The organism is Parazoarcus communis SWub3 = DSM 12120, from assembly GCF_003226565.1.
Classification (GTDB): Bacteria; Pseudomonadota; Gammaproteobacteria; order Burkholderiales; family Rhodocyclaceae; genus Parazoarcus; species Parazoarcus communis.
Genome location: NZ_QKOE01000004.1, coordinates 92,333 through 112,045 on the forward strand (window position 1 = coordinate 92,333; position 19,713 = coordinate 112,045).

General features: G+C 64.3%; 18 protein-coding genes. 6 read left to right on the forward strand and 12 right to left on the reverse strand.

Annotated features, from left to right (window positions below; genetic code table 11):
• Positions 1-52 precede the first annotated feature (52 nt).
• The 10 genes from DNK49_RS07470 to DNK49_RS07515 form a co-directional block, all read right to left on the reverse strand.
• Positions 53-3,211 (reverse strand): efflux RND transporter permease subunit, encoded by a 3,159-nt coding sequence (locus tag DNK49_RS07470; RefSeq protein WP_110523717.1) that lies wholly within the window; start codon positions 3,209-3,211, stop codon positions 53-55.
• Position 3,212: 1 nt separating this feature from the next.
• Complete coding sequence (locus tag DNK49_RS07475; RefSeq protein ID WP_110523718.1) at positions 3,213-4,832, reverse strand: efflux RND transporter periplasmic adaptor subunit; 1,620 nt, start codon at positions 4,830-4,832, stop codon at positions 3,213-3,215.
• The gene (locus DNK49_RS07480) at positions 4,829-6,115 is read right to left on the reverse strand and encodes a TolC family protein (RefSeq protein ID WP_110523719.1); all 1,287 of its coding nucleotides are present in this window, start codon (positions 6,113-6,115) and stop codon (positions 4,829-4,831) included. The genes DNK49_RS07475 and DNK49_RS07480 overlap by 4 nt, the downstream gene beginning before the upstream one ends.
• Positions 6,116-6,244: 129 nt before the next feature.
• Positions 6,245-6,592, reverse strand: a complete 348-nt coding sequence (locus DNK49_RS07485; protein ID WP_110523720.1) for a copper-binding protein — start codon at positions 6,590-6,592, stop codon at positions 6,245-6,247.
• A gap of 97 nt (positions 6,593-6,689) precedes the next feature.
• On the reverse strand, positions 6,690-7,178 hold the full coding sequence (locus DNK49_RS07490; protein WP_110523721.1) for a cupredoxin domain-containing protein: 489 nt from the start codon (positions 7,176-7,178) through the stop codon (positions 6,690-6,692).
• 45 nt (positions 7,179-7,223) lie between these two features.
• A complete protein-coding gene (locus DNK49_RS07495) occupies positions 7,224-8,612 on the reverse strand; it encodes a multicopper oxidase family protein (protein ID WP_110523722.1) in 1,389 nt (462 codons plus the stop codon).
• A gap of 4 nt (positions 8,613-8,616) precedes the next feature.
• Complete coding sequence (locus DNK49_RS07500; RefSeq protein WP_207806916.1) at positions 8,617-9,933, reverse strand: TolC family protein; 1,317 nt, start codon at positions 9,931-9,933, stop codon at positions 8,617-8,619.
• Between the two features lie 150 nt (positions 9,934-10,083).
• On the reverse strand, positions 10,084-10,530 hold the full coding sequence (cueR, locus tag DNK49_RS07505) for a Cu(I)-responsive transcriptional regulator (protein ID WP_110523723.1): 447 nt from the start codon (positions 10,528-10,530) through the stop codon (positions 10,084-10,086).
• A 4-nt stretch (positions 10,531-10,534) separates the two neighbouring features.
• Complete coding sequence (locus tag DNK49_RS07510; protein WP_110523724.1) at positions 10,535-13,006, reverse strand: heavy metal translocating P-type ATPase; 2,472 nt, start codon at positions 13,004-13,006, stop codon at positions 10,535-10,537.
• Positions 13,007-13,075: 69 nt separating this feature from the next.
• Positions 13,076-13,276: a heavy-metal-associated domain-containing protein gene (locus DNK49_RS07515; RefSeq protein WP_110523725.1), complete on the reverse strand. Its 201-nt coding sequence runs from the start codon at positions 13,274-13,276 to the stop codon at positions 13,076-13,078.
• Between the two features lie 79 nt (positions 13,277-13,355).
• Here DNK49_RS07515 and ampC point away from each other — a divergent pair, with 79 nt between their 5' ends.
• From ampC to DNK49_RS07545, 6 genes are all read left to right on the forward strand, one after another.
• Positions 13,356-14,567: a class C beta-lactamase gene (gene ampC, locus DNK49_RS07520; protein ID WP_165843290.1), complete on the forward strand. Its 1,212-nt coding sequence runs from the start codon at positions 13,356-13,358 to the stop codon at positions 14,565-14,567.
• Between the two features lie 98 nt (positions 14,568-14,665).
• Entirely contained in the window at positions 14,666-15,349 is a 684-nt protein-coding gene (locus DNK49_RS07525) for a heavy metal response regulator transcription factor (RefSeq protein ID WP_110523727.1), read from the forward strand.
• The gene (locus DNK49_RS07530) at positions 15,346-16,767 is read left to right on the forward strand and encodes a heavy metal sensor histidine kinase (protein ID WP_279386410.1); all 1,422 of its coding nucleotides are present in this window, start codon (positions 15,346-15,348) and stop codon (positions 16,765-16,767) included. The genes DNK49_RS07525 and DNK49_RS07530 overlap by 4 nt, the downstream gene beginning before the upstream one ends.
• Positions 16,768-16,807: 40 nt before the next feature.
• On the forward strand, positions 16,808-17,272 hold the full coding sequence (locus DNK49_RS07535; RefSeq protein ID WP_110523728.1) for a DUF411 domain-containing protein: 465 nt from the start codon (positions 16,808-16,810) through the stop codon (positions 17,270-17,272).
• A gap of 142 nt (positions 17,273-17,414) precedes the next feature.
• Positions 17,415-17,702 (forward strand): BrnT family toxin, encoded by a 288-nt coding sequence (locus DNK49_RS07540; RefSeq protein WP_110523729.1) that lies wholly within the window; start codon positions 17,415-17,417, stop codon positions 17,700-17,702.
• Positions 17,692-17,937 (forward strand): BrnA antitoxin family protein, encoded by a 246-nt coding sequence (locus tag DNK49_RS07545; RefSeq protein WP_243632269.1) that lies wholly within the window; start codon positions 17,692-17,694, stop codon positions 17,935-17,937. Before DNK49_RS07540 ends, DNK49_RS07545 begins: the two co-directional genes overlap by 11 nt.
• Before the next feature lie 5 nt (positions 17,938-17,942).
• Here DNK49_RS07545 and DNK49_RS07550 read toward each other — a convergent pair whose 3' ends face one another.
• Positions 17,943-18,683 carry a hypothetical protein gene (locus DNK49_RS07550; protein ID WP_110523731.1) on the reverse strand — a complete coding sequence of 247 codons (741 nt, stop codon included), beginning with the start codon at positions 18,681-18,683 and terminating at the stop codon, positions 17,943-17,945.
• Between the two features lie 188 nt (positions 18,684-18,871).
• On the reverse strand, positions 18,872-19,684 hold the full coding sequence (locus DNK49_RS07555; RefSeq protein WP_110523732.1) for an ABC transporter permease: 813 nt from the start codon (positions 19,682-19,684) through the stop codon (positions 18,872-18,874).
• Between the last annotated feature and the right edge of the window lie 29 nt (positions 19,685-19,713).

Genomic DNA, 19,713 nt, shown 5'->3' on the forward strand with positions numbered 1-19,713 from the left:
GATGGGTGAGTAAATCTCACTCGTCGATGACTGCGGCGTCAAGCTTGCTCGGTCAGGCAGTACGCGATGACGTTGAGGGCGTGATACCGGGCTCACGACGCAATTCCCATTGCTTCACGAGGGCATAAAGTGCAGGAATCACTGCCAGGGTCAGGATGGTTGATGAGAGCATGCCGCCGACCATGGGTGCTGCGATGCGGCTCATGACCTCGCTGCCGGTTCCGGTGCTCCACATGATGGGCAGCAGGCCCGCCATGATGGTGACCACAGTCATCATTTTCGGGCGTACACGCTCGACCGCACCCTCCATGACCGCCTCGTACAGCTCACCGGTCGTCGGCGAGCGGCCTGCTTGAGCGCACCGGGCCCTGACCGCTGCCCACGCGTGATCGAGATAGATCAACATGATGACTCCGGTCTCTGCCGCGACACCCGCCAGTGCGATGAAACCGACTGCCACGGCCACGCTCATCTGATAGTCCAGCCACCACATCAGCCAGATACCGCCGATCAGTGCGAAAGGCACCGACAACATGACGATCAGTGTTTCGGGCAGACGCCGGAAGTTGAGGTAAAGGAGTACGAAGATCAGCGCCAGCGTGAGGGGTAGCACGATTTGTAGTCTCTCGCGGGCGCGCTCCATGTTTTCGAACTGACCGCTCCATGTCGTGTAGTAGCCCGGCGGGAAGCGCACTTCCCCAGCCACGGCCGCCTGTGCGGCACGCACGAAGCGGCCGATGTCGGGTTCGCGGGTGTCGACATAGACGTAGGCGGCGAGCAGGGCGTTTTCGGTGCGGATGGCGGGGGCACCGCGCTGCAGGCTGATGTTGGTGAGCTGGCCCAGCGGAATCGCGCCGCTGGTGGTGGGCACATAGACTTCGCTCGCGATGCGCTGGGGATCCTCGCGCAAGCCACGCGGATAGCGCACGGTGACGTTATAGCGTTCCAGACCCTCTACCGTTGTGGTCACCCGGTCACCGCCGAGCGCGGTGGCGACCACATCCAGTACCTGATCCACGGAAAGCCCATAGCGTGCGAGCTGGTCACGGCGCGGCTCGATGTCGAGGTAGTAGCCCCCGGCAACGCGTTCGGCGTAGGCGCTGGAGGTGCCGGGAACAGCGCGCACCACGGATTCCACGTCCTTGGCGACTTTCTCGAGGGTTTCCAGGTCCTTACCGAACACCTTGACACCGACCGGGGTGCGGATGCCGGTGGACAGCATGTCGATGCGTGCCTTGATCGGCATGGTCCAGGAGTTGGCCAGACCAGGAAACTTGAGCGCCGCATCCATTTCGGCGATCAGCGCGTCGACCGTCAGTCCGGGGCGCCACTCGGATCGTGGCTTGAGGTTGATCACCGTCTCGAACATCTCCAGGGGAGCTGGGTCGGTGGCGGTGTTTGCCCGGCCGGCCTTGCCATAAACGGATTCCACTTCGGGAAAGGTCTTGATGATGCGATTGGTCGTGGCGAGCAGACGCCCCGCTTCGGTCACCGACATGCCCGGTAGTGCAGCTGGCATGTAAAAAATGGCGCCCTCGTCGAGTGTGGGCATGAACTCCGACCCGATCTGACGCGCCGGGATGATCGTAAGAACAAGGGCAACCAGCGCCAGCAATATGGTCATCAGCTTGTGCTGCATCACGCCGCGGATCAAGGGCCGGTAAGCCTGCATCAGCGCGCGGTTCACCGGGTTGCGGTTTTCCGGAACGATGCGACCGCGCACGAAGAAGAGCATCAGCACCGGGATCAGCGTGACCGACAGCATGGCCGCCCCTGCCATCGCGAAGGTTTTGGTGTAGGCCAGCGGGGAAAACAGCCTGCCCTCCTGGCCTTCCAGCGTAAACACCGGCAGAAAGGACACCATGATGATCAGCAGCGAAAAGAACAGGGCGGGTCCGACTTCCTTGCAGGCGTGGATCAGCGTGTCCCGGCGCTGGGCGGCGCTGGCGTCGGCAGGCAGGCGTTCGAGACGCTTGTGCGCGTTCTCGACCATGACGATGCCGGCATCGACCATGGTGCCGATCGCGATGGCGATGCCGCCCAGGCTCATGATGTTCGACCCCAGATCCATCGCACGCATGGCGATGAAGGCGATCAGGATGCCCAGCGGCAGGGTCACCACGGCCACCAGGGCGCTACGCACGTGGAGCAGGAAGATCGCACAGACGACCGCGACGATCAGACTTTCCTCGAGCAGGGTCCATTTCAGGTTGTCGATCGCTCGTTCGATCAGTGTCGAGCGGTCGTATACCGGCACGATCTCGGCCCCCTCGGGCAAACCAGGCGTGATCTCGGCAATCTTGTCCTTGATCCCGGCGATCACGTCGAGCGCGTTCTGGCCGAAGCGTGCCATGACGATACCGGAGGCGACTTCTCCTTCGCCATTGAGCTCGGCAATGCCGCGGCGTTCGGCAGGCACCAGTTCGACCCGTCCGATGTCGGCGATGCGTACGGGTGTCCCGTTCGTACTTCTCAGCACCAGGTCGCCAATGTCGGCCGCGCTGCGCAGATAACCCCGACCGCGCACCATGAACTCGCGTTCCGCCATTTCGACGACCCGTCCGCCGACATCGCGGTTAGCCTCTCGAATCGCCTTGCCGACCTCGTCAAGCCCGATGCCGTAGCCCGCCAGGCGACGCGGATCGACGGTGACCTGGTACTCGCGGACGAAGCCTCCAATGCTGGCGACTTCGGACACGCCCTCGGCCTGAGTCAGCTGGTAGCGCACGAACCAGTCCTGCAGGCTACGGGTGTCGGCAAGTGACATTCCTTGGCCGGTGATCGCGTATTGGAAGACCCAGCCGACGCCAGTGGCGTCCGGACCGATCTGTGGTGCCACCCCGGCAGGCAGGCGCCCGGCGGCGGTGCTGAGGTACTCGAGCACACGCGAGCGTGCCCAGTAGATATCGGTGCCGTCCTCGAAAATCACATAGACATAGGACGCACCGAACATCGAGAAGCCGCGGACTACCTTGGCTCGTGGCACGGCCAGCATCGATGTGGTGAGCGGATAGGTGACCTGATCCTCGACGACTTGCGGCGCCTGGCCGGGATAGTCGGTATAGACAATCACCTGCACATCGGAAAGATCGGGCAGGGCGTCCAGCGGCGTATGCTTGACCGCGTATAGCCCCCCGCCGATCAGGAACAAGGTTCCCAGTACCACGAGAAAGACGTTGCGCGCAGACCAGTCGATGATGCGACCCAGCATCTCAGTGGCCTCCGTGCGCGTCGGGACGTGGGCTGGCTGGTGGGGGCGTCCTGTCAGGACTTGAGGCGGCGCGTGCTGGTAGCGCGTCGGCGCTGGTCTCCCTCGCCTCGATACGGGTGACGATGTATTCACCCGGTTCACCCGCCTGGAACGTGAAATGGATTTTGCTTCCCGGTGCGAATCCGGCTGCGACCTCCGGAGCCGCGAGCCTGAACTCCATGGTCATTTCCGGCCATTGCAGCTCGGGGATGGCTTCGTGGGCCAGGGTGACGGTGCCGGCAGCTTCATCGTAGGCGTCGAATGTGCCGCGGGTACGATAGGTCGGTGAGGGCGCCGCTTCGGCGGAGACCAGGTTTGCCAGGGCGGCGCGCAGACTGCTCTCCGAATCAATCAGGAAGTTGGCGGAGACCACCACGCGATCGCCAGCCTCGAGTCCCTCGAGTATCTCGACGTCGTTTCTGCCGCGCTGACCCAACTTGACCGCTTGTGGCTTGAACCGACCCTCATCAAGCGCGAGCAGCACGACTTGACGATCACCGTCATCGATCACCGCCGAACCCGGCACCAGCAGGCGTGCTCTGGCTGGGCCGGTGTCCAGTTCGACGTGGGCGAACATGCCGGGGCGCAGGGCGCCGTCCCGGTTGTCCAGCTCCAGGCGCAATGCGGTGCTGCGGCTTGTGATGCTGACGGTGGGATAGAGATACGCAACTTTGGCGGTGAAATGGCGACCTGGAAAGGCATCGACGGAGACGCTTGCCGACTGCCCGACATGGACGCGGCCAAGGTCCTGCTCGAAGATGTCGGCAATGACCCATACGGTAGAGAGATCGGCAATGCGGTAAAGCGCGTCACCTGGCATGAAACGCGAGCCCTGCACGATGTTCTTTTCCAGCACGAAGCCGTTCGCCGGGGCGTGGAAGGTCTGGCGCGCGGGGGCGGCGTCTCCGCTGCTGTTGCGTGGAGCGGGAGCTTCCCAGTTGCGCAGGCGTTCTCGTGCGGCATCTGCCAGCCGTGCCGCCGCATCTGCAGTCATGGGATCGCCAGCCGTACCATTTGCCGAACTGTCGCGGCGCAGGCGCTCGGCAATGCGCAGGTCCTCGTTTGCGGATTGCAATTCGGGGCTGTAAGTGGTGAACAGTGCTTGTCCCCGGCGCACTGGATCGCCTACTGCATTCACATGGAGGCGCTCGACCCAGCCTTCGAAACGGGGTGCAACATCGACAACCGAGCGTTCGTTGAGCTCGATACGCCCGACTGCGCGTAGCGGGGCGTCGAGCGGGCCTTGTTCGGCGATAGCAGTCTTGACGCCCAGCAACTGCACTCGCGCTGGACTGACGCTGACCACGCCACGATCATCTGGCGTATCGTCGGCATAGACCGGGATGTAGTCCATGCCCATTGAGTCTTTCTTGGGTATCGGCGAAGTGTCGGGCAAGCCCATGGGATTCCGATAGTAAAGGACAGGGCGTTCGTCCTGTGACGCCGCTGTGCCCGTTGGCAGTGTGCTGCCGAGACTTCCCGAGACCGGCTCGTGGCGCTGGCCGGATCCGATCCAGTAGCCACTGGCGACCGCCAGGATCAGCGCTATCGCTGCGATGAAGTGCCTTACCGGGGGTTTCACTGCAGTTCTCCCACGATTTTTTCGAGTTCTACCAGTGCCAGCCGGGTGGCGACTTCGGTTTCGAGTATCTGAATCCGGGTGGCGATCAACTGTTCTTCCGCCTCCAGAACCGTATCGAAGTCGACCCGGTTGTTGGCGAAGGCGTTGCGCGCTGCATCCCGGGTTGCCGTCGCTTGTGGCAGCAGGCTTGCCATGAGCAGGTTCAGGCTTTCGCGTCCCGCCAGATAGGCGGCGTGGGCCCGGCCGAGTTCGCCTTCCAGGCTTGCCATTGCGGCCGTACGACGGGCATCGGCGGCGTCCAGCAGGTGTGCGGCCTCACGCTCGCGGGCGCGGCGTGCGGACTGCTGCAGGGGAATCATCATCTCCAGCATCAGATCCCATGAAGCGTCACCCCCCCTGGGTTGGTTGTTGGTGAGGCCGATGCTGAAGTCGGGGTAGCGATCGCGTCGGGTGCGGTCGCGTTCAAGCTGTGCAACTTCAACGGCGTGGGCTTCGGCCGCCAATGCAGGACTGGTGGCCCGCGCGATGTCCAGCAGGCCGGCGTAGGGCTGAAGCCTGGGCAGTGCCGGCGGGTCGAGCGGCAAAGCCAGGGCACTGCTGGCTGGGCGGGATAGCAGTGCGTTGAGCGCGGCTTGTGCGGCTTGACGTCGTTGCGCGATGGTGATGCTGGCCAGACGTCGACCGGTGATCTCACGCTGCGTGCGCAGCACCGCTTGCTGCGGTGCCAGACCCAGGCGATAGCGCGTCAGCGTGGTGTCCTCCAGTGCTTGCAGCAGCGCCAATGCATCGTCATTCAACATCTGTTCGCGGTCGGCAGCGTAGTAGCGCAGCCATGCGGTCTTGATCTCTGCGGCCAGATTCAACCAGGTTTGCGCCTGGGTCGCCTCCGCGCGCTCGGCGCGGGTCTGTGCTGCGCGACTGTCGAGTTCGCGCTTGCCCCAGGCGGGCAGGGGCTGGACGATGCGGTAGCGGGTTTCGCCGACCTGACCCGGTAGTATCGTGGTACCGCCTCCGCGCATCGAGTTGGTGACATCCATCAACTCGATCTGGAAGCTCGGATCGGGCAGCGTTCCAGCGGCTTCTGCGCGTGCATGTGTGGCCTCGGTTTCCGCACGCTCGGCGGCCAGCGCCGGATTGTGCTGGCGGGCGTAGCTGAGCAACTCGGGCAGCGAAGCGCCAAGCGCGACCTCGGCTTGTGCTGGACTGCTACTCAGCGTCAGCAGGAGAACGCAGACTTGGGCCAATCGGCGGGAGACGGCGCTGTATCCGGCGCAGTGCTTCATCGCAGCCACCTCGGGGCATATTGTTGTTTTGGAGACGCCCGCAGGTGTCGTTTGTGGCGGGGGTCTGGCAGTTGCCTGGTGGCGACCCGGGAGGTGGTCGAGCCTTGTCAGGCAGGCGGGGTGACAGGCTCAGGGCGCGAGTTCCAGCACCGTTACCGTATACACGCCGCCAATGCGATCCGCCGCGAACCGGATCTTGTCGCCACTTTTGAGCGTGTCCAGCATTGCCGGGTCTGCAGCGCGGAACACCATGGTCATCGGCGGCATGTCGAGTGCAGCGATCGGGCCATGACTGATGGTGATCTTGCCCGCACCCTTGTCGACCTTCTTTACCGTACCCTCGGCTAGTGCCGAACTGGCAGGTGCACTGTTGGCGGCGGGAGCATGGTGTCCGGCATGACTGTCGGTGGCGAGGGCAGCGTGACTGGTGAATGCAGCCAGAGCCGCGAGCAGGGAGAGGGTGTGGCGAGTGCGCATGTGAGTAGCCTCGTGTTCGCTGGGTGTGCGTTGAAGTATGGTTCAGGGAGGGAAACGGCAAGCTGACGTACGGATGACATTGGTGTCATCTGCGGGTTTATCTGACGATCAGCTGTCCTACCATGCCTGCCTGAAAATGTCCTGGAATCAGGCAGGCAAACTCGAACTCGCCGATGCGGTTGAAGGTCCAGATGATCTCGCCGGTGCCGCCCGGTTCGACATGCGCCATCCACGGTTCGTCATGTTCCATGCCGGGAAACTTGAGCATCATCTCTGCATGTTCGGCAAGGGCCGCCTGGGTGCCGATCACCATCTCGTGCATGACTTTGCCGGTGTTGTTGTGAACGAAGCGGATGGTCTCGCCCAAACGGATCTCGACTCGATCGGGTTCAAACCGCATGGCATCGGTCATCCTGATGGGAATTTCACGCTGGACCTCAGTTGCATCGCCGGCAATTCCCCACGGTTGTTGTTCCCTGATCAGGGGTTTCTGGGCGTGTGACGCGGGGCCGTGCGCCAGCAGGCTCTGACTGGTCAAGGTGAGGCCGAGGGTGAGGCATTGAATGAAAAAGAGACGTCGGCTCATGCTGGTGTGCTCGCGAAGGGGGTAAGGACGGTCTGCGCGTCCTGCTCAGTGCCCATGATGTCCATGCGTATCCGGCTTGCGGACGTCGAGCTCCGTTGCCGGCTGAGCTGGTTTGCCATCGGTGTCCTTGCGTGCGGGTTCGCCGATCGCCCCGTGCCACTCATGCGCCACGGTGCCGGCGGGGTGCTTGAACCAGCCCGGGTCGGAATAGTCGCCCGGTTTCTGGTCTCGCCTGACCTTCAGCACGGTAAACATGCCGCCCATCTCGATTGCACCAAACGGCCCCTGGCCGGTCATCATCGGCAGGGTCTGTTCGGGCAGGGGCATTTCCATTTCGCCCATGTCAGCCATGCCGCGCTCGCCCATTACCATGTATTCGGGTTCCGCCTGATGGATGCGGCCGACCAGACCACGATGGTCGATGCCGATCAGGGTGGGGACGTCATGACCCATCGGGTTCATGGTGTGGTGTGACTTGTGGCAATGCATTGCCCAGTCGCCTTCCTCGTCGGCAATGAATTCGATCTGGCGCATCTGGCCGACCGCGATGTCGGTGGTGACTTCCGGCCAGCGCGACTCTGGCCGCGTGGGCCCACCATCGGTACCGGTAACCTCGAACTCGTGGCCGTGGATATGGATGGGATGATTGGTCATGGTCAGGTTGCCGACCCGAACCCTTACGCGGTCACCCTTGCGTACGTTCAGGGTGTCGATACCGGGAAAGGCCCGGCTGTTCCAGGTCCACAGGTTGAAGTCGGTCATTGTGTTGACCTTCGGCACCAGGCTGCCCGGATCGATATCGAAGGCGTTGAGGAGGAAGCAGAAATCCCGATCGGCATCGCTGATGTGGGGGTGACGCTGGCGTGGATGGGTGACCCAGAAGCCCATCATGCCCATGGCCATCTGAACCATCTCGTCGGCGTGCGGGTGATACATGAAGGTGCCGGGCCGGCGGGCGGTGAATTCATAGACGAAGGTTTTGCCCGGCGGAATCTGGGGTTGAGTCAGGCCGCCAACGCCGTCCATGCCGTTGGGCAGGCGCTGGCCATGCCAGTGCACCGAGGTGTGCTCGGGCAGGCGGTTGGTGACAAATAGGCGTACCCGGTCGCCTTCGACCACTTCGATGGTGGGACCGGGCGATTGACCGTTGTAGCCCCAAAGGCGCGCCACCATGCCCGGTGCAATCTCGCGTTCGACGGGTTCGGCGACAAGGTGAAACTCCTTGACGCCCTGGTTCATGCGCCACGGTGCCGTCCAGCCATTGAGCGTGACGACCGGGTTGTAGGGGCGGCCGCTGGGGGGTGTCAGCGGCGGGGCAGTTTGCGCCGAGTGCTGGATCGCCGGTTCGGGCAGGGCGGCTATTGCAACCCTGCTGACACTGGCTGCGGCGACGGCGCCGAGGGTGGCATGGCCGAGGAATCGACGTCTGTCCATGGGTTCAGTGACCTCCGGCCGAAGCGTTGGTGGATTTTCCGGCGCTGCCGACGGCGTCGGCACCTGTGTAGTTGCCGCCAGCCAGCACGGCCTGGAGCTGGGCGTGCGCGCGCCAGAAGTCGCGTTGCGCCATGATTGCGGCAGCCTCGCTGGCGAGTCGTGCGCGCGCGGCGATAAGCAGGTCCCAGGTGCTTTTGAGCATGCCGTTGTAGCGCAGCAGGGTCTCTTCCTGAGCCGCACGGGCAAGGCGGTGAGCGTCCGCGGCGGCCAGCGCGAGTTCGTGGGTAAGGCGATACTGGTGATAGGCCTCGCGGACCTGCGAGCGGATGGTCACCGCAAGGGTGTGGGCTTCTGCGTCGAGTCGTGCTGCCCGCTCGGCGTCGTGGCTGAAAACGGTATGGCGTCGGTCAAGCACGGGGGCGGTGAGGGCTCGGGGCCCAGCGTGTCCCGGGTCATCTGTATCGGGAGCCAAGGCGCCCAGTGCGGCCTCGACGGCTTGCTTCCAGTCGTCGCGGGCACGTTGGCTCAGGCCACGCGCGGCCTGCTCGCTGGCATAGCGGCTCAGGCTGAGTTGCGGGTGCTGACGCAGTGCGCGGGCTTCGAGATCGGCTTCAGGCGGCGTGGCAAGGGGCGGTGCGGGCAGACTGTCCGGCAAGGTCGGTGCCGCGTTCTCTCCCCAGCTGCCGAGCCACCGGATCAGGGCCTCGGTGGCCGAGTTGTCTGCCTGGCGCGCGCGCGCCAGTGCCTGTCCGGCCTCGTGTTGTGCGAGCTGTTCGCGCAGCAGACGGTCCTGTCCCCAGTTGCCCACCTGCACCATGCGTAGTGCCAGTTCGGCCGCAACGCCGGCAATATCCACTTCCCTTGTTGCCAGTGCCAGTGCCTGCCGCGCAGCAATGGCGTCGATCCACGCCAGTTCCAGATCGCGGGCAAACTCCACCACGGCGATGTCGGCGCGGGCGCGCTCGATCGTGTTCAAGTCGATGCTGGCAAAGAGCGCCGGGCGGTTGCTCAATGCACTGCGCAACAGGTCGCGGAACGCTGCGGGTTGCCCAGGTGCTGGAGCTGCTGTCGAGGGGGGCTGGTTGGCGGCCTCCCACTTGAGAATGTCGATATGGCCGCGGGACATGGCGCCGACCTGATCGTTCGCGTCGCGCCAGCCACGTTCGCCCAGCACTGCCGGTGGGGCAACACGCTGGGGCAGTGGCGTGTAGAAAGGGGGCGGCACCGGCACATCCGGATCGTATGCCACGTTGGCGCCGGCCGCTGCGGGGGGCAGCAGCCCGGCGAGGGTCAGGGCTGCGAGGGCGACGGATCTGTTCAAGGGCGGCTCCTGTTGCAGGCGACGGCAACGGTGTCAATCCGTCGCAGCGATCATGGTGCCGCCATCTTGCAGCGAAGCCCCTTACCGCATGCTGAGGCGGGGATTACAAGCTTGTAATCTGGCGCTTGTACTTCGTCCGGAGCCCGTGCCTCAGGGCTTGCCGAAGCGGCGTCTCGCTGGAGCAGGATGGCACTCTGGACAGCTTGGGGCGGGGGCGTCGAGGTCGGCCAGAATCGGGCAGTCGGGCCGGTCGTCGCCGTGGCAGCGTTCGGCCAGGGTGCGCAGGGTGGCAACCATGCCTTGAAGTTCGGCGATCTTGCGCTCAAGCACTTGAACGTGATTTAGCGCAATGCGCTTGACGTCTGCGCTTGCCCGACCCTGATCCCGCCATAGGGCGAGCAGTTCGCCAATGTGCTCGACGGCAAAGCCGAGATCGCGGGCGCGGCGGATGAACTGCAGCACGTGGACGTCGTCGTCGGTATAGTCGCGATAGCCTGAGGCGGTGCGATGTGCCGCAGGAATCAGGCCGATCGACTCGTAGTAGCGGATCATCTTGGCCGATACGCCTGAGGCGTCGGCCGCTTTGCCGATGTTCATCGGGTCAGGCCTCCCTTGCGTCGAAGTAGCGCAGGCGCAAGGCGTTGCCGAGCACGAACACGCTCGACATCGACATGGCTGCGGCAGCAAACACCGGTGACAGCAGGGCGCCGTAGGCCGGGTAGAAGACACCGGCAGCCAGCGGAATCAGCGCGGTGTTGTAGGCGAAGGCCCAGAACAGGTTCTGGCGGATATTGCGCATCGTTGCCCGAGACAGCGCGATGGCGCGTGCCACGCCTTTGAGGTCGCCGGACATCAGCACCACATCGGCACTCTCGATGGCGACATCGGTGCCGGTACCAATGGCGATTCCCACATCGGCTTCGGCCAGGGCGGGCGCATCGTTGATGCCGTCGCCGACAAAGGCGACACGGCGGGTGGCCTGTTGGCGCAACTGTTGCAGCGCGGCCACCTTGCCATCCGGCAGCACTTGCGCAATCACCTCGTCGATCCCGGCCTGGCGGGCAATGGCTTGCGCGGTGCGGGCATTGTCGCCGGTGATCATCGCCACTTTCAGTCCCATTGCATGCAGTGCCCGTACCGCCTCGACCGAGGTCGGCTTGAGCGGGTCGGCAACCGCGATGATGGCGGCCAGCCGGCCGTCGATTGCGGCATACAGTGGGCTCTTGCCTTCGTCGCCCAGGCGCTCGGCGGTGGCGGCAAATACGCCCAGATCCAGCCCGAGCTGCTGCATCAGGCGGTCGGCGCCGATCTCGACCCGGCGCCCGCCAACAATGGCGCGCACACCGTACCCTGCGCTGGCCTCGAAGCCGTCTGCCTCATCCAGCTCGAGACCCGTCGCTGCGGCTGCGGCAACGATGGCCTCGGCGATCGGGTGCTCGGAGCGGCGTTCGACCGCCGCAATCAGGGCCAGCACCTGATTGCGGCTGAAGCCATCCGTGGTGTCCAGGTCGGTCAGCGTCGGCCGCCCCAGCGTCAGGGTGCCGGTCTTGTCCAGTGCCACCACGCCCGCGTCACGCAGCAACTGCAGGGCGTTGCCCTGGCGAAACAGAATGCCCAGCTGTGCTGCACGGCCGGTGGCAACCATGATCGAGGTCGGCGTGGCGAGCCCCATGGCGCACGGGCAGGCGACGATCAGCACCGCAACCGCATTGACCAGTGCGAAACTGAGCGCCGGGGCCGGCCCAGACACCAGCCAGATGAGAAACGTCAGCAGGGCAACGCCCATCACCACCGGTACGAATACCATGGTCACCTTGTCGACCAGGGCCTGGATCGGCAGTTTGGCGCCCTGAGCCGCTTCCACCATGTGGATGATCTGCGCCAGCACCGTGTCGCCGCCGACCTGGGTGGCTCGGAAACGGAAGGCGCCGCGGCTGTTCAGGGTGCCACCGACGACGCGGCTGCCCGTGGATTTTTCGACCGGCAAGGGCTCGCCAGTGATCATCGACTCGTCAACGAAGGACGTGCCCTCAGTGACCTCTCCATCGACCGCGATCTTGTCACCGGGGCGGACATCCAGGATGTCGCCGACCACGATCTGCTCGATGGGCAGTTCGGCAGGGGGGGCATCGCGCACCACCCGCGCGGTACGCGGCTGGATGCGCATCAGCCGCTGGATGGCCTCGCTGGTGCGGCCCCGGGCACGTGCTTCGAGCAGGCGACCAATCAGGATCAGGGTGACGATGACGGCGGCCGCCTCGTAATAGACATTGACCGTGCCCTCGGGCAGCACGCCGGGCAGAAAGGTGGCGACGACCGAGTATCCCCACGCGGCGCTGGTGCCCATGGCCACCAGCGCGTTCATGTCGGGGGCGCCGCGCAGCAGCGCGGGCACGCCCTTCTTGAAAAAGCGCAGGCCGGGACCGAACAGCACGGCTGAAGTCAGCACGAACTGCAGCCATTGGCTTTCGCGGTGACCGATATGGTGCATGACCCAGTCGTGCATGCCCGGAATCAGGTGCGAGCCCATCTCCAGCACGAACACCGGCAGGGTCAGCAGGGCTGCGATCCATACCGCCCGCTGCAGTTGTGCGCGCTCTGCCGCAGCGTCTGCCGCACGCCGGTCCTCACTGACTTCTGCGCTTGGGCGGGCACCAAAGCCGGCCTTGGCGATGCTGGCAACCAGGGACGCGACCGGTACCTTGCCAATGGTCTGGATCGTGGCACGGTGCGCCGCCAGATTGACATTGGCGTCGATCACCCCCGGAACCCGGCGCAGCACCCGCTCCACCCGACCGACACAGGCCGCGCAGCTCATGCCCTCGATGTCCAGGGTCAGGGTGTCGCGTCGTACCGTATAGCCGGCCTTCTCAACCGCTTCGGCCAGCACGGCAAAGCCGACCTCGGGGGCCGCGGTGACGGTTGCGGTTTCGCTGGCGAGATTGACACTGGCGGAACTGACGCCGCTGACCTTCAGCAGTGCCTTTTCGACATGGGCGACGCAGGATGCGCAGCTCATGCCTCCAACCTGCAGTGCCCACACCTTGCCGGCTGCCGGGGCGATCGCATTCATGGAAATGACCTCAGGACGATGGTGGACAATTGAAGCTTAGACCTTCCTGTCATTGGAAGGTCAAGCGTGTCATGCATGGGGGGTGGCTGGATAACCGGCTTCGCCAATGATGTGGATGAGCGCGTCCGCCACCAGGCCGGATTCGACGGTAAGCTTGCCGGCCGAAATGTCGATCTCCACCATGGCCGACGGATCGGCGGCCTTGATCCGATCGACGATCTTGCTCGCGCAGCCGCCACAGCGTACGCCCCGAACCTGAAACACCTGCATGATGCTCTCCTTGCGAAATGACCGGTACCGCACCGGCTGCTACAGTCTCTTCCTTGCCATGATGGGAAGGTCAACAGCAATGAATGCAGGTCTCAGCAAGTGCTTCAGCGGGTTTGCGTTGATGCTCTGTCTTGCCCCGGTGTGTGCCGGCCAATTTGCGGCTGTGGGCACGCCTGATGTCACCGAACGGCTCGCAGGCGTTGTCGACGGCGTGGTTCGTCCGCTGATGCAGGCCCATGATGTACCCGGTGTCGCTGTTGCGGTGAGCGTGGCGGGGCAGCAGTACTACTTCAACCATGGTGTGACGGCGCTCGAGGGCGGGGCTGCGGTTTCCGAACACACCTTGTTCGAGATCGGTTCGCTGAGCAAGACCTTCACTGCCACCTTGGTTGCGCTGGCTGCCGAAGAGGCGGCGCTGGAGCTCGAGGATCCGGCCAGCCGGCATCTACCGGCCCTGGCGGGAAGTCGCTTTGACCATATCACCGTGCTCCAGCTTGGTACCTACACGGCAGGTGGCCTGCCCCTGCAGTTCCCGGACGAGGTCAAGGACGAGGCGGGGATGGTCCGCTACTATCGCGGCTGGCAGGCGAGCTACGAACCTGGCTCCCATCGCTTGTACTCCAACCCCAGCCTCGGCTTGTTCGGACACCTGGCGGCACAAAGTCTGGGGCAGGCGTTTGAGGATGCGATGATGCAGCGGGTGTTTGCTCCGCTGGCGATGAAGGACAGCCATTACGCTGTTCCGGTCGATCGTCTGGCCGATTACGCCTGGGGCCACGACAGGGAGGGCCGTCCCTTGCGGGTCCGTCCTGGCGTGTTCGATGCCGAAGCCTATGGTGTGAAGTCCAGCGCTGCCGACCTGCTGCGCTTTGTCGATGCCCAACTGGGCAATATCGAGGTGGATGCCGCGCTGGTACGCGCAATGCGCGCCACCCGAATGGGCTATGTTCAGATCGAAGCGATGACCCAGGGGCTGGGCTGGGAGCACTATCCTTATCCGGTGTCGCTGGCACAACTGCAGGCGGGGAATGCCGCCCAGATCGTGCTGGAGGCACAGCCTGCCGTCCGTCTGCAGCCGCCATCGCCGGCTGCGGAGGATCGTCTGTTCAACAAGACTGGGGCGACGAACGGGTTTGGTGCTTACGTCGTGTTTGTGCCCGCGCAGCGTACAGGCGTGGTCTTCCTGGCCAATCGAAACCTGCCCACGCCGGTTCGTGTACAGGCGGTGCACACCATCCTGCAGGCGCTCCATGGCGTGGATGCGAGGGCTGCGGCCCCGACGCCACGCTGACGGCCGGATTACATCTCTGTCAGCTTGACCAAGGGCAGGCAGCAGTGGGCGTGGAGGGTGGCAGAATGTGGGGATATCCTCATTCCTGATCCCGTGCCATGAAGATCCTCATCGTCGAAGATGAACCGAAGACGGGCGACTACCTGCGTCAGGGGCTGGCCGAAGCGGGCTTTGTCGTCGATCTGGTACGCGATGGTCTCGACGGGCTGCATCACGCGCTGGGTGGTGAGTACGACTTGCTGGTGCTCGATGTCATGCTGCCTGCGCTCGATGGCTGGGGCATCCTGCAAACGGTACGCCGCCAGGGGCTGGAAATGCCGGTGCTGTTTCTGACCGCGCGCGACCAGGTGGAAGATCGCGTACGGGGGCTGGAACTGGGTGCGGATGACTACCTGGTCAAGCCCTTTGCCTTTGCCGAGTTACTTGCGCGTGTGCGGACCCTGCTGCGCCGGGGCAAGAGCAAGGAACCCGAGGTGCTGCGCGCGGCCGACCTCGAGCTCGACCTGCTGCGCCGCCGGGTGTTGCGTGCCGGTGTCCGGGTGGACCTGACCGCCAAGGAGTTCGCCCTGCTCGAACTGTTGTTGCGCCGTCAGGGCGAGGTGCTGCCGCGCTCCTTGATCGCCTCCCAGGTCTGGGACATGAACTTCGATAGCGACACCAACGTCATCGAAGTCGCGGTGCGGCGCCTGCGTGCCAAGGTGGATGAGCCATTCGAGCCCAAGCTGATCCGTACGGTACGGGGCATGGGCTATGTGCTCGAGGCCCCGGAGGCGATGGGGTGAGGATCAAGGCGCTTCCGCGGTGGCCGACTGCGTCGCTGACGGCCCGGCTGGCACTGCTTTTTGCGGCAATGACTGCGAGCCTGCTGATCGTGGTTGGCTTGGTCATGGGGCGCGCAGTGGATGCCCATTTCCGTGAGCTGGACGACCATGAACTGAGCGGCAAGCTCAACCTCATCGGCAATCTGCTGCAGCGTGCTGACAGCCCGCAGGCCTGGGCGGCGTTACCGCAGCGGCTGGATGATGCGTTCGTCGGTCACGATACCGTCGGGGTATTGGTGCGCGATGCCGAGGGCAGCGTGATTTACGCCGTGCATGTCGACCATTTCGATGCAGCGCATGCGGCCGGTGACGCACTGCCCGCGACCGGGGCCATGTGGCAGAAGGGCTCCCGCCATTTCATCGGTCGCGAGACCCTCTTGCATCGGCCTGCCGTTGCCGATGCTCCGGGTGAGCCCCTGCGCGTGCTGCTCAGCCTGGATATCTCGCACCATGTGCATTTCCTGGAGCAGGTACGTGTCCGCCTGTGGCTGGGCATTGCGCTGTCGGCCGTGGTGTCGGCGTTGCTGGGCTGGCTGGCGGCGCACAAGGGGCTGGCACCGCTGCGGCAGGTCACCGATACCGCCAGGCAGTTGTCTGCCGGGCAGCTTGGCGTACGCCTTGTCGAGGGTGACGCGCCGGCTGAGGTTCGTGAACTGGTGGAGGCCTTCAATGGCATGCTGGCGCGTCTTGAGGGAGATTTCCGCCGCCTGTCGGAGTTCTCCGCCGACATTGCCCACGAGCTGCGTACGCCGATTTCCAATCTGATGACACAGACTTCGGTGGCCCTGTCCCAGACGCGCACGGCCGACGATTACCGCGAGGTATTGGCATCCAATCTGGAGGAGTATCAGCGTATCGCCCGCATGGTGAGCGACATGCTCTTTCTGGCCCAGGCCGAGAATGGCCGCCTGCCCCGCCCTGAAGAGGCGGTGATGCTGGCGGACGAGTTGCGGGCGCTGGTCGAGTTTTACGAGGCACTGGCCGAGGCGCAGCAGGTCACGATGACGGTGCAGGGCGCGGCGACGGTCACCGGCGACCGTCTGATGTTGCGTCGTGCGGTGTCCAACCTGTTGTCCAATGCGTTGCGGCACACCGCGCCGGGCGGTCGCATCGACATCCGGCTGGACTGCCGGGCCGGGCGTGTGTGCTTGAGCGTCAGCAATCCTGGCGAACCCATTCCACCCGATCAACTGGCCCGCATCTTCGAGCGCTTTCACCGTGCCGGCGCCGAGCGTAGCCGACATGGGGAGGGCGCAGGGTTGGGCCTGGCCATCACCCGGTCCATTGTCGAGACGCATGGTGGCCGGATCACCGTGCAATCCGCCGATGGGTTGACCACCTTCTGCATCGACCTGCCGCAGCGGCTGACCGGTGCCTGAACCTGCCTGTACCCAGGCGAACCTAACTGGAGCAAGGATCATGCATATTCCCTCATCCGCAGCCACCGGCATCCGTCACAGACTGATCGTTGCCGCTCTGGCCGCGATTACCGCACTGCCCGCCTGGGCCAGTGGGGAAGAAGTCGTCATGTACAAGGACCCGAACTGCGGCTGCTGTGGCAAGTGGGCGGAACACATGCGTACCAACGGCTTCACCGTGAAGGAGATCGCGACCTCGAAGATGAGTCAGATCAAGCGCGATGCCGGTGTGCCGCAGGCGCTGGGTTCCTGCCATACCGCGCAGGTGGGCGGTTATGTGGTGGAGGGGCATGTGCCTGCCGCCGACGTCCGGCGCATGCTTGCCGAGCGTCCGGCCATTACCGGCCTGTCTGCTCCCGGCATGCCACTTGGCTCGCCCGGCATGGAAGGCCCCTATCCGGCCGAGCGCTATGAAGTGGTGAGTTTTGACCGTGACGGACGGACCACGGTGTTTGCACGTCACTGAGTGTTGCGTTCGCCCCTGGGCAGCATCCGCCAGCAGTGGGACGGGCCGTAAGCGGGTATTGGGCTGCGGTTGCAACGGGGCGAAATCCTTATCTGGGCGCACCGACTTGATCGCTTGATATATTGTGCATACAATAAATCGTATGGACATCACCTATGACCCTGCAAAGAATGCACGAAACATCGAGCAATGCGGTTTGTCATTTGATTTGGTGGAGGCGTTCGATTTCGAGACGGCCTTGTTCTGGATGGACCACCGCAAGGCCAATCCGGAAGAGCGGGTCTCCGCGCTTGGACTGATTGACGGGCGTGTCCATGCATTGGTGTTCACCGAAACCGTGACCGGGATTCGGATCATCAGTTTTCGCAAGGCTAACAAGCGTGAGGCCCATCGGTATGAGCAAGAGACCCAACCCAGAGATGATCGATGAAGACAATCCGGAGTGGACGGACGAACAGGTTCGGCAAGCTGTTCGTCTGGATGCCCTGCCCGAGTCCCTGCAACTCCGGTTGAGGGGGCGGCCGAGAGCAGCTGTCACCAAGGAGCGTATTACCATTCGGCTTTCGCCGGACGTGCTGCAAGCGTTTCGCGCGACAGGTGACGGTTGGCAAACCCGCATGGATGCGGCGTTGAAGGACTGGCTGAAGAGTCACTCACCTGCCTGAGACAATCAACGCGGTGCCTTGCGCATCATGTTTGCCGGCAGCAGACCGCGCTCGCCGTTGTCGAGGGTGACGTTGTAGGCCAGTTCCGGACCGTTGGCGCCAGGGACACGGCTGATGGCGGTGACCTTGCCGCGTATCCAGGCCGGGCCGTAGCGGGCATAGACGACTTCGCCCACGGCATAGCTTGCCGCACTGGCGGGTGGAGCAGCTGGGGGCGGGGGCGGCTTGCGGGGGGCGTCGCTGGCGCGTGGCGGCGGGGCTGCACGTGGGCTGGCGCCGGCTGGGCATAGCACCTCCCATTGCTGCGAGATGCCGAGTCCGCCGCTGGCATTGTCCCTGCCGACGATGCGCCCGGCAGCATCACGCCACCGGCTGCGGCCGCCGCCGATGTCGCTGTTGTCCCAGCGTCCGGCCAGGGTATAGGTGTTGCCATCGACCGTGGTGATGCGGCCGGCAACGCAGTCGGCACTGGCGCGGTAAATCTTGCGGGCTTCGGGGCTGGCCATCTCGCGATTGACGCAGTCGCGGTCGCCAGGCGCCCAGTTCTCACACCAGGCCTTGACGCTTTCACGCATCACGCGCGCCTCGGCCACGGCGTTTGCGGTGCCGATGCCGGATTTTGACACGACGGTTGGCGACCAGTGCTTGGAGCCCAGGGAAAGCCACTCCTGCTGGGCGTGGAGTGGAAGGCTGACCGCCATCGTCAGGGCTGCTGCCAGTGTCAGGTGTCGGGCATGGACGGACATCACGGGCTCCTGTAACGGATGTGCTGACCTCGGCGCGGTGAATGAATCCAGACGAGCAGGTCGGTTGCCACGTCGCTCATTCGCCAGCGCGCAGCTCTCGACCCGTTCGCCACGATGTCTTCACCGGTTTTCAGTGTAGATCAGGCGGCCCGATTTGCTTGCGCCTGCGATACCTCAATCGTGTGTGTTCAGCTTCCAGGTCGGCCACTGCGCTTGAGCATGCCGCGTTGTGGGTCATAGCCGTGGGCGGCGAGGCTGAAGAACACCAGTAGACAAGCGATGACGATGGCGAGCGAAGCGGGCGCGAGCTGGCCGTAGAGCGCAAAGCGCACCGCCTCGACCGCGTGAGTGAAGGGGTTCCAGGTGGCGAGGAAGTGGATCACCGTGGCGCCGGACTCCTCCAGCTTCCAGAGCGGGTAGAGTGCCGGCGACAGGAAGAACATCGGGAAGATGACGAAGTTCATCGTGCCGGCGAAGTTCTCCAGCTGTTTGACATGTACCGACAGCAGCAGGCCGAGCGCGCCCAGCATCATGCCGGACAGCACCAGCACCGGCAGGGCATACAGCCAGCCCGACCAGGGAACGCCAACATCGAACAGTGCGGCGATGGCCAGGAAGACATAAGCCTGCAGCACCGACAGCATCGTTCCTGCCAGCAGCTTGGCCAGCAGCAGGTACCAGCGCGGCAGCGGAGCGGTCAGCAGCAGGCGCATCACCCCCATCTCGCGGTCATACACCATGGCCAGCGAAGACTGCATGCCGTTGAACAGCAGGACCATGCCGAGCAGGCCGGGCACGATGTAAGTCTGGTAGGGAATGTAGGTGTCGTAAGGGGGAATGATAGACACCCCGAACACGTTCTGGAAGCCGGCCGCAAACACCACCAGCCACAGCAGCGGCCGCACCAGGGCGGAGGCAAGGCGGCCGCCCTGATGAACAAACTTGACCACCTCGCGATGGGTGACGGCCTGGAGGGCGAGCAGGGCGTGGCGGGCTTTCATCGGTGAAGGTCCGTTGCAGTAGGCTGGGG

What these genes read in the sequence shown, in the direction of transcription:
- DNK49_RS07470 (WP_110523717.1), bottom strand. Translation starts at nt 3,211, where the DNA reads ATGCTGGGTCGCATCATCGACTGGTCTGCGCGCAACGTCTTTCTCGTG.
- DNK49_RS07480 (WP_110523719.1), bottom strand. Translation starts at nt 6,115, where the DNA reads ATGAAGCACTGCGCCGGATACAGCGCCGTCTCCCGCCGATTGGCCCAA.
- DNK49_RS07485 (WP_110523720.1), bottom strand. Translation starts at nt 6,592, where the DNA reads ATGCGCACTCGCCACACCCTCTCCCTGCTCGCGGCTCTGGCTGCATTC.
- DNK49_RS07490 (WP_110523721.1), bottom strand. Translation starts at nt 7,178, where the DNA reads ATGAGCCGACGTCTCTTTTTCATTCAATGCCTCACCCTCGGCCTCACC.
- DNK49_RS07495 (WP_110523722.1), bottom strand. Translation starts at nt 8,612, where the DNA reads ATGGACAGACGTCGATTCCTCGGCCATGCCACCCTCGGCGCCGTCGCC.
- cueR (WP_110523723.1), bottom strand. Translation starts at nt 10,530, where the DNA reads ATGAACATCGGCAAAGCGGCCGACGCCTCAGGCGTATCGGCCAAGATG.
- DNK49_RS07510 (WP_110523724.1), bottom strand. Translation starts at nt 13,006, where the DNA reads ATGAATGCGATCGCCCCGGCAGCCGGCAAGGTGTGGGCACTGCAGGTT.
- DNK49_RS07515 (WP_110523725.1), bottom strand. Translation starts at nt 13,276, where the DNA reads ATGCAGGTGTTTCAGGTTCGGGGCGTACGCTGTGGCGGCTGCGCGAGC.
- ampC (WP_165843290.1), top strand. Translation starts at nt 13,356, where the DNA reads ATGAATGCAGGTCTCAGCAAGTGCTTCAGCGGGTTTGCGTTGATGCTC.
- DNK49_RS07525 (WP_110523727.1), top strand. Translation starts at nt 14,666, where the DNA reads ATGAAGATCCTCATCGTCGAAGATGAACCGAAGACGGGCGACTACCTG.
- DNK49_RS07535 (WP_110523728.1), top strand. Translation starts at nt 16,808, where the DNA reads ATGCATATTCCCTCATCCGCAGCCACCGGCATCCGTCACAGACTGATC.
- DNK49_RS07540 (WP_110523729.1), top strand. Translation starts at nt 17,415, where the DNA reads ATGGACATCACCTATGACCCTGCAAAGAATGCACGAAACATCGAGCAA.
- DNK49_RS07545 (WP_243632269.1), top strand. Translation starts at nt 17,692, where the DNA reads ATGATCGATGAAGACAATCCGGAGTGGACGGACGAACAGGTTCGGCAA.
- DNK49_RS07550 (WP_110523731.1), bottom strand. Translation starts at nt 18,683, where the DNA reads ATGTCCGTCCATGCCCGACACCTGACACTGGCAGCAGCCCTGACGATG.
- DNK49_RS07555 (WP_110523732.1), bottom strand. Translation starts at nt 19,684, where the DNA reads ATGAAAGCCCGCCACGCCCTGCTCGCCCTCCAGGCCGTCACCCATCGC.